We start from the raw sequence: 6,868 nt of genomic DNA on the forward strand, positions 1-6,868 counted from the left end.
ACCTTAAATTTACTTGCTAGTTATTAAAAATTATCACTATTTTAAAATTCGTAAAATTTAACGTGATATGATTTTCTAAATATTAATTATGTTTAAGTGTTTAATGGATTTATATCGAGTGAAGTTGAATTTTTAATGTGTCTATCATGTTAAGAGAACGGGGTGTGGCTTTAGTATGTTGATTCAGCGTTTGATAATGTTCTACAACCTAGCTTATAATTTCATACTTAAATAAAATTTAAAATCGAGATTAAGATGAAAGTACTTTTTATTTTTTTCGTACTACTTACTTTTCCTGTTATGGTGGTTGCAGCAGACTACGAAGTGGGTAGTTTTCAAGTATCTAAACTTCGCTTTGGTTCTGGTGGAGTGTATGTTGCAGTTAAACCTGCTCCAATGGGTTGTGGTGGTGGCAATCATTATCGTATGCATTTTAAGGTAAATAATGTAGATTCTCTTGCCTATAAAGATATGGTTGCTGGTTTACTTTCAGCAAATGCGACTGGTCAAAAAATACAATTCCTTTGGTATCAGAATAAAGGTGTTTGTAGTAGTTCAAATGTTTTGATTTTAGATATGTTTGAGTTTGCTGAAAAGTAATGACTAATATCTTGTTTTAAATTTTATCATTACAATAACCTGAAATTTAACTTACTTTCCAAAAGCAGAAACGATTGATAGAAAAGTTATGGAAATAAATTTTATCAGCCTTAAACAAGGACTATTGCTTATTTGCTATTTAATACTCTATTGAGGGCTTTCAACAATAATACCTTTCTTGTAACTCAATAATAATTAGACATCCCTTTAAGGATGTATGTTCTTGATTGAGGCTTTTATAAAACTTCACAAAGGTTAATTTTCTTAATCGTCAGTTCGTGAATAAGATGGCAAATGGCATTCCTATCCTCGATACCGTTACTAAAAAGTGTAAGGTTAAACAAACTGGCCCACAGCAATTTACTATAGTGCTAACACAAGGCTTAAACCGCCAAATACGTCGTATGTGCGAATATTTAGGCTATGAAGTGGTGACTTTAAAGCGCACACGAATTATGAACGTGACCCTAAAGGGTTTAAAAGTAGGGCAGTGGCGTCACTTAACCGAACAAGAAATGGCTGAGATCAATAACTCAATTGCCGACTCAGGTAAAACACAAGAGCGTTCAATTGATGAAAACAAACAGCCAACGCAAGCTCGTGCTAAGCAAAAGCCACGTAATGAAGAAGAAAAAAGCGCGACTTTTCTAAATACGTGAAAAAAGCACGCAGTGATGCTAAGCAAGGTCAATCAAGAGCAAAGGCTGGCAATTCACATTCATCAAAACCAAATCAAACGAAGCGTAGCAGTACCAAACGCACAGGCACATTAAGTCTGAAAAAGTAAGCTCAGCGCATTAGAGCCCTGGCTAGTATTTACTCGTAATCTTCAGGGTTCTTTAATGATATATAGTGCAACCTCAGCCTTCATTAGGGTCAGTGGCATCAGCTTCAAGACGGTCTCTTTTCTGTTGAAATTCTTTTTTAGTGAGTTTTTTCGCGATAATATCGATAAGTTGATGTTTCCTTACAAAGAACAGCTCTTTTGTATTGTCATCTTCAAATAGTAATAGTGTTACTTTATTGTTTTTAACACTTGCTTCAATCAATTTGAATCCATTCACAATCAAGTTAGGTCTAAAATACAGAGCAATCTGACTGTTTTGTGGAAAGTCGTAATGAGATTCAACAGTCGGGCTTGAAACAGAATCACACCCGAGCTCTAAATCGGGTGATTGTTGCCCTTCACAAATATCTGCGATTGGTGTGCCTATTTCCCCAAAAATCCATCTTGAGTTAAATATCAATCCATTTTGTCCTTCAATTGCTAAAACAGCATCAGATAAACTTTCAACGGCAACGTGAAAAGCTACATTAGACTCATGCTGATAGTATGTATTTTCATTGGCGCTTAAGGTACCACTGAATATTGCAATCAATAAGTAAAGTACTTTTCTACGCATCTTAGCCCTTCAAGTCTTAAATAAGCAGCAATAGGTTAGCACACAAGCTGATAGGTTAACCATTAAATAGACACCCACTTTATTCACAACCATAGCTAGACCACCATAAATGGACACCCACTTTAAAGATAATCATTAAACAGACACTCACTTTATTTAAAACCACAATCAGAACATCAAAAATGGACACCCACTTTAAATGGACATCCACTTTAACTTTAAAAGTAACTAGACACCCACCTTAAATAACAAAATACTTATGCTAGACACAGGCGAGCTCTCGGCATCCGACTTTACCGAGAATAATAAATAAGTTAAAAATTGATAGCTGACCAATTTTCACGACTAATAAACAGGGTTATCAATGGCTAGCTTTCAGAATGCATTTATCTTTATTGCATCCCTATTGTTTGTTGGTTATGGGGTGTTGGGGTTATTAACGAATAAAATTCGTGTAGGTAGCCGAAGTTATACAGGGAGCATTAGCACCATTTATAAGCACCAAGAACCAGTGCGCTTTTATTTTTGGTGTTGTTTATTTTTATTTGCTGGCTGTGGCGGATTTTATTACCTTTTTGCTTATTAAAATAAAAGGTAATAAAGAAAAGCCCTAACAGTTTGCTGATAGGGCTTTAGGTTGAGAGTCAATCTGTATTAATTAGCGTGACGCTGTTTAGGTACTTTGATCTTAAACAGCATGGTATAGAGCACAGGCACAACAATTAGTGTCAGCACTGTCGCAAAACCAAGACCAAACATAATGGTTACCGCCATTGACTGGAAGAATACGTCAAATAGCAGTGGGATCATGCCTAAAATGGTGGTAATTGCAGCCATCGCTACAGGACGAACACGGCTTACACCAGAGTCGAATACTGCTTTGTAAGGGTCTTTACCACTATCGAGTTCAAGATTAATTTGATCAACTAATACAATGCCGTTTTTGATGAGCATACCGCTTAAGCTCAGTAAGCCGAGCAGTGCCATAAAGCTAAATGCTGCATTCATTAGTAATAAACCAGCTGATACACCTACAATGGCTAGTGGCACTGTTGCCCAAATCACTAAAGGCTTTTTAACTGAATTGAATAGTAATACAGTTATAGCGAACATAGCTAAGTAACCAAGAGGTAATGAGCCGAAAATAGCTTTTTGCGCATCTGTTGATGACTCATACTCGCCGCCCCATTGCAATTCATAGCCACGAGGTAGTTCAATAGTTTCTATGTCTTTGCGAACACGTGCAAACAGCTTCGCTGGAGTTTCATCGCCAATAACATCGTGGTCGGCCATTACAGTGATGGTACGCTTACGGTCACGTCGCATGATCAAGCTGTCTTCCCACTCAACAACAAAATCATCAACCACTTGTGTCACCGGTACAAATACACCTAACACTGGGCTGTAAATTTGTAAGTCACGTAAGCTTTCAACGTTTAAGCGCTCTTCTGCAGGTGAGCGAGCAATAATTGGCAGCATTTGCGTGCCGTCTTTATAAACGCCCACTTGTTTACCCGATAAGCTAGTTAAAAGCAGTTGATCAAGGTCAGATTTAGCAATCCCTAAACGACGGGCTTTTTGCTCGTTAAATTGCGGACGAATTAACTTCGAGCGAGCACGCCAATCGTCACGGATATTAAATGCCCCAGCATCTTGATGCAGAATGTCTTTTGCCTCTTTTGCTAATTGGCGAAGTACCACAGGATCAGCACCAGAAAAACGCGCTTCAATTTTTGCATCTGTTGATGGACCAATTTCCATACGTTTAACTTTAAGCTGAGCATCAAGTACATGTTCGTATTGGTAATCGCGTACTTTTTTGATCATGGTTGTAACAGCTTCGCGGTCTTTTACTCGAATAATCAATTGCCCATAGGCTGGGTATGATTTTTCAGGTGCGTAAGTCAGCATAAAACGCGGTGCACCTTGACCAACCGTTGTGGTTATTTCTTCAACCAGTGGGTCGGCTTGTAAGAATTTTTCGAGCTTTGCAACACCATCCATAGTGGTATGAATATCAGCGCCTTGCGTATGCCAATAATCAACATAAAACATAGGAGTATTCGATGCTGGGAAGAACGACTGCTTGATAAATTTAAAGCCATAAACTGAGCTAACAAGCAGGATCACCATCAGCAGTAGCGTGGTTTTACGGTACCGCATTGCTGTATGTAACACGCCTTTATAAACATTAAAAATAACACCTTGATAAGGGTCTTCATCGTGATGCGGCTGTTTTTCAGTGGCTTGTTTAAACATTAAATCAGCGAAGAAAGGCGTTAAAGTAATGGCTGTGATCCAGCTTAGTAACAATGAAATAAACAACACCCAGAACAAGCTGCCAGCAAACTCACCACTGGCATCTGAACTCAAGCCAATCGGCGCAAAGGCAGTAATAGCAATAACCGTAGCACCCAGTAATGGCCACTTGGTTTGATTAACAATGTTAGTCGCCGCTTGCAGTTTTGTTTGTCCGCGCTTGAGGTTTATTAATATGCCTTCGGTTACGACAATGGCATTATCAACCAGCATCCCTAAGGCTATAATCAAGGCACCTAATGAGATCCGCTGTAAATCAATGGCAAATAACTTCATGAAAATGAAGGTACCTAGTACGGTCAGTAGAAGTATTACACCAATCAATACGCCGCTCTTAAAGCCCATGAAGACTAAAAGCACGATTATAACAATAGCAACGGCTTCAAGTAGGCTGATAATAAAGCCACTTACTGACTTTTCAACTTCGGCAGGTTGGTTATAAACACTGTTTATTTCCATACCATGTGGTCGTTGATATTCAAGTGACGCTAAATGGGCATCAATATTTGCGCCTACATCAACAACGTTAACGCCTGTGCTAAATGACACGCCAACCAGTAATGCTTGTTGCTGGTTATAGCGAATAATATTGTTAGGGACTTCGGCGTACTCACGAAAAACGGTAGCAACATCACCCAAGTAAATAAGCTCATTTTCACCTGGTTTTGAAATGAGTAGGTTTTCGAGCTCTTTTACGTCTTTAAATTCACCGGTTGGGTGTAAGCGAATTGATTCATCGCCAACGCGCACTTTACCTGCGTTCGATACGCTATTTTGAGTTTGTAAAAGCTGATAAATACGATTAGGCGAAATACCTAACTGGGCAAGTTTGCGGGTTGAAATCTCAACCATGACTTGTGCTTGTTGCTCACCACCCACGGTTACTTTACTAACGCCATCGACTAAAACCAGTTCACGTTTTAAATAATCAACGTAATCTTTAAGCTCATCGTAAGAATAACCATCACCAGTGACTGCATACATCACTCCGTATACATCACCAAAGTCATCCATAATTTTACTAGGATAAACACCAGAGGGCATCGACGATGCTTGATCATTGATTTTACGACGCAACTCATCCCATATTTGGCGTAAGTCTTGTTTACGATAATTGCTTTTCATCTCGACGGTAATTTGCGATTTACCCGGTGATGAAATACTGGTTACGTAATCAACATACGGTAGCTGTTGAATTGCATTTTCAATAGGGAAGGTGACTTCTTCTTCAACCTGCTGTGGTGACGCGCCCGGATAAAGGGTGATCACCATGGCTTTTTTTAGGGTGAATTCAGGATCTTCTAGTTGTCCTAAGCCAAAGTAAGCGACGGTTCCACCAATCAGTAAAAACAGCGCGAACATCCAGCTAATGACTTTTCTTTCAATAGCGAGTGCTGCAAAGCTCATTATAAGCCTCGCTCTTTTTGCCATGGACGCACTTTCATGCCTTCTTCTAAAAAGTGCACACCAGCAGCCACAATGATTTGGCCTTCTTTAATACCTGAGAGTACTTCAATACCATCACGGTGTAATTGGCCAACTTCAACAGCTTGCTTGTGCACTAAACCTGTGTTTTCGTCATAAAGCCACACATAGCTGTTGTTGTTTTCAGACTCAGTAGGTTCTGAGAATACCGCCTCAACAGGCAGTAATGTATAAGGTGACTGTGAGCTGGTGATTTTGCTTAAGTCTATATCAACGCGGCCAGTCATACCGGCAAGTAGATTAAAATCTTCTGGCACAGGTAATGAAAACACAACTTTATACGTTAAAGTAATTGGGTCGGCTTGGGTATCAAACTCTTTAATGGTTAATTGATATGACTTGTTTGGGTAACCATCAAATACAACTTCTGGTTGGTAATGTACGTCTTTATCGATACGTGCAATGAGCTTTTCAGGTACTTGAATAACCACATCCATCAGGTCGCGGGTTTCAAGGCGAAGAATGTTTTGTTTTGCTTGAATATTTTCAAAGTTTTTCACAAACACCTTTGCCACAGTACCAGCGAACGGCGCGCGTAATTCACTATTATCTAGGTTGGTTTTGGCAATTTTTAGCGCTGACTCAGCAACCTGTTTATTGGCAAGGGCTTGGTCTAACTCAGATTGACTGGCAATGGAGCGATTAAAAAGCTTTTGCACTCGCTCAAGTTGAGACGCTGCAAGTTCAAAACGTGCTTTACGCTCTTCATACTGCAGTTGAAAATCTTCAGGATCCAGTTTTGCTAAAAGCTCTCCTTTTTCAACGTGTTGGCCCGCAAGAGCAGGGAACTCAAGTAACTCACCATTTACTCTAAAAGCGAGATAAGAACCTTGGTTAGCAACAACTTCAGCAGGAAAGCTGCGAATGCTTTGTTCTGAATTATTGCCAATATTAAAAAGTTTAACAGGACGTACTACCGGCTCTGCTTCATCTTGCTGTGCTTGCTCTGAACATGCCGCAAGAAGCAAAAACATGCTGCTCATTAACGCGGCGGTTGCCAATCTCATTGTCTTCTCCATAGATAAGAAAGCATAAATTTGCTGCAGGATACGCTGCAAAGA

5 protein-coding genes and 1 pseudogene are annotated in these 6,868 nt (G+C 39.4%); 3 read left to right on the forward strand and 3 right to left on the reverse strand.

Features of this window, described 5'->3' with window-relative positions; all coding sequences use genetic code 11:
- Positions 1-255 precede the first annotated feature (255 nt).
- Together L1D51_RS19805 and L1D51_RS21880 are read left to right on the forward strand one after the other, a co-directional pair.
- Positions 256-600: a hypothetical protein gene (locus L1D51_RS19805; RefSeq protein WP_239964590.1), complete on the forward strand. Its 345-nt coding sequence runs from the start codon at positions 256-258 to the stop codon at positions 598-600.
- A 263-nt stretch (positions 601-863) separates the two neighbouring features.
- Positions 864-1,387: pseudogene (locus L1D51_RS21880) on the forward strand (pseudouridine synthase); the annotation flags it as partial.
- 73 nt (positions 1,388-1,460) lie between these two features.
- Here L1D51_RS21880 and L1D51_RS19815 read toward each other — a convergent pair.
- Positions 1,461-2,003 carry a hypothetical protein gene (locus L1D51_RS19815; RefSeq protein WP_239964591.1) on the reverse strand — a complete coding sequence of 181 codons (543 nt, stop codon included), beginning with the start codon at positions 2,001-2,003 and terminating at the stop codon, positions 1,461-1,463.
- Between the two features lie 364 nt (positions 2,004-2,367).
- On the opposite strand from L1D51_RS19815, the gene L1D51_RS19820 reads away from it, so the two are divergent.
- Positions 2,368-2,589: a hypothetical protein gene (locus tag L1D51_RS19820; RefSeq protein WP_054562372.1), complete on the forward strand. Its 222-nt coding sequence runs from the start codon at positions 2,368-2,370 to the stop codon at positions 2,587-2,589.
- Positions 2,590-2,657: 68 nt separating this feature from the next.
- Here L1D51_RS19820 and L1D51_RS19825 read toward each other — a convergent pair whose 3' ends face one another.
- Together L1D51_RS19825 and L1D51_RS19830 are read right to left on the reverse strand one after the other, a co-directional pair.
- Positions 2,658-5,729, reverse strand: a complete 3,072-nt coding sequence (locus tag L1D51_RS19825; protein ID WP_239964592.1) for an efflux RND transporter permease subunit — start codon at positions 5,727-5,729, stop codon at positions 2,658-2,660.
- A complete protein-coding gene (locus L1D51_RS19830; RefSeq protein ID WP_239964593.1) occupies positions 5,729-6,814 on the reverse strand; it encodes an efflux RND transporter periplasmic adaptor subunit in 1,086 nt (361 codons plus the stop codon). The genes L1D51_RS19825 and L1D51_RS19830 overlap by 1 nt, the downstream gene beginning before the upstream one ends.
- Positions 6,815-6,868: the final 54 nt, after the last annotated feature.

This window comes from Pseudoalteromonas shioyasakiensis (assembly GCF_022398475.1).
Classification (GTDB): domain Bacteria; phylum Pseudomonadota; class Gammaproteobacteria; order Enterobacterales; family Alteromonadaceae; genus Pseudoalteromonas.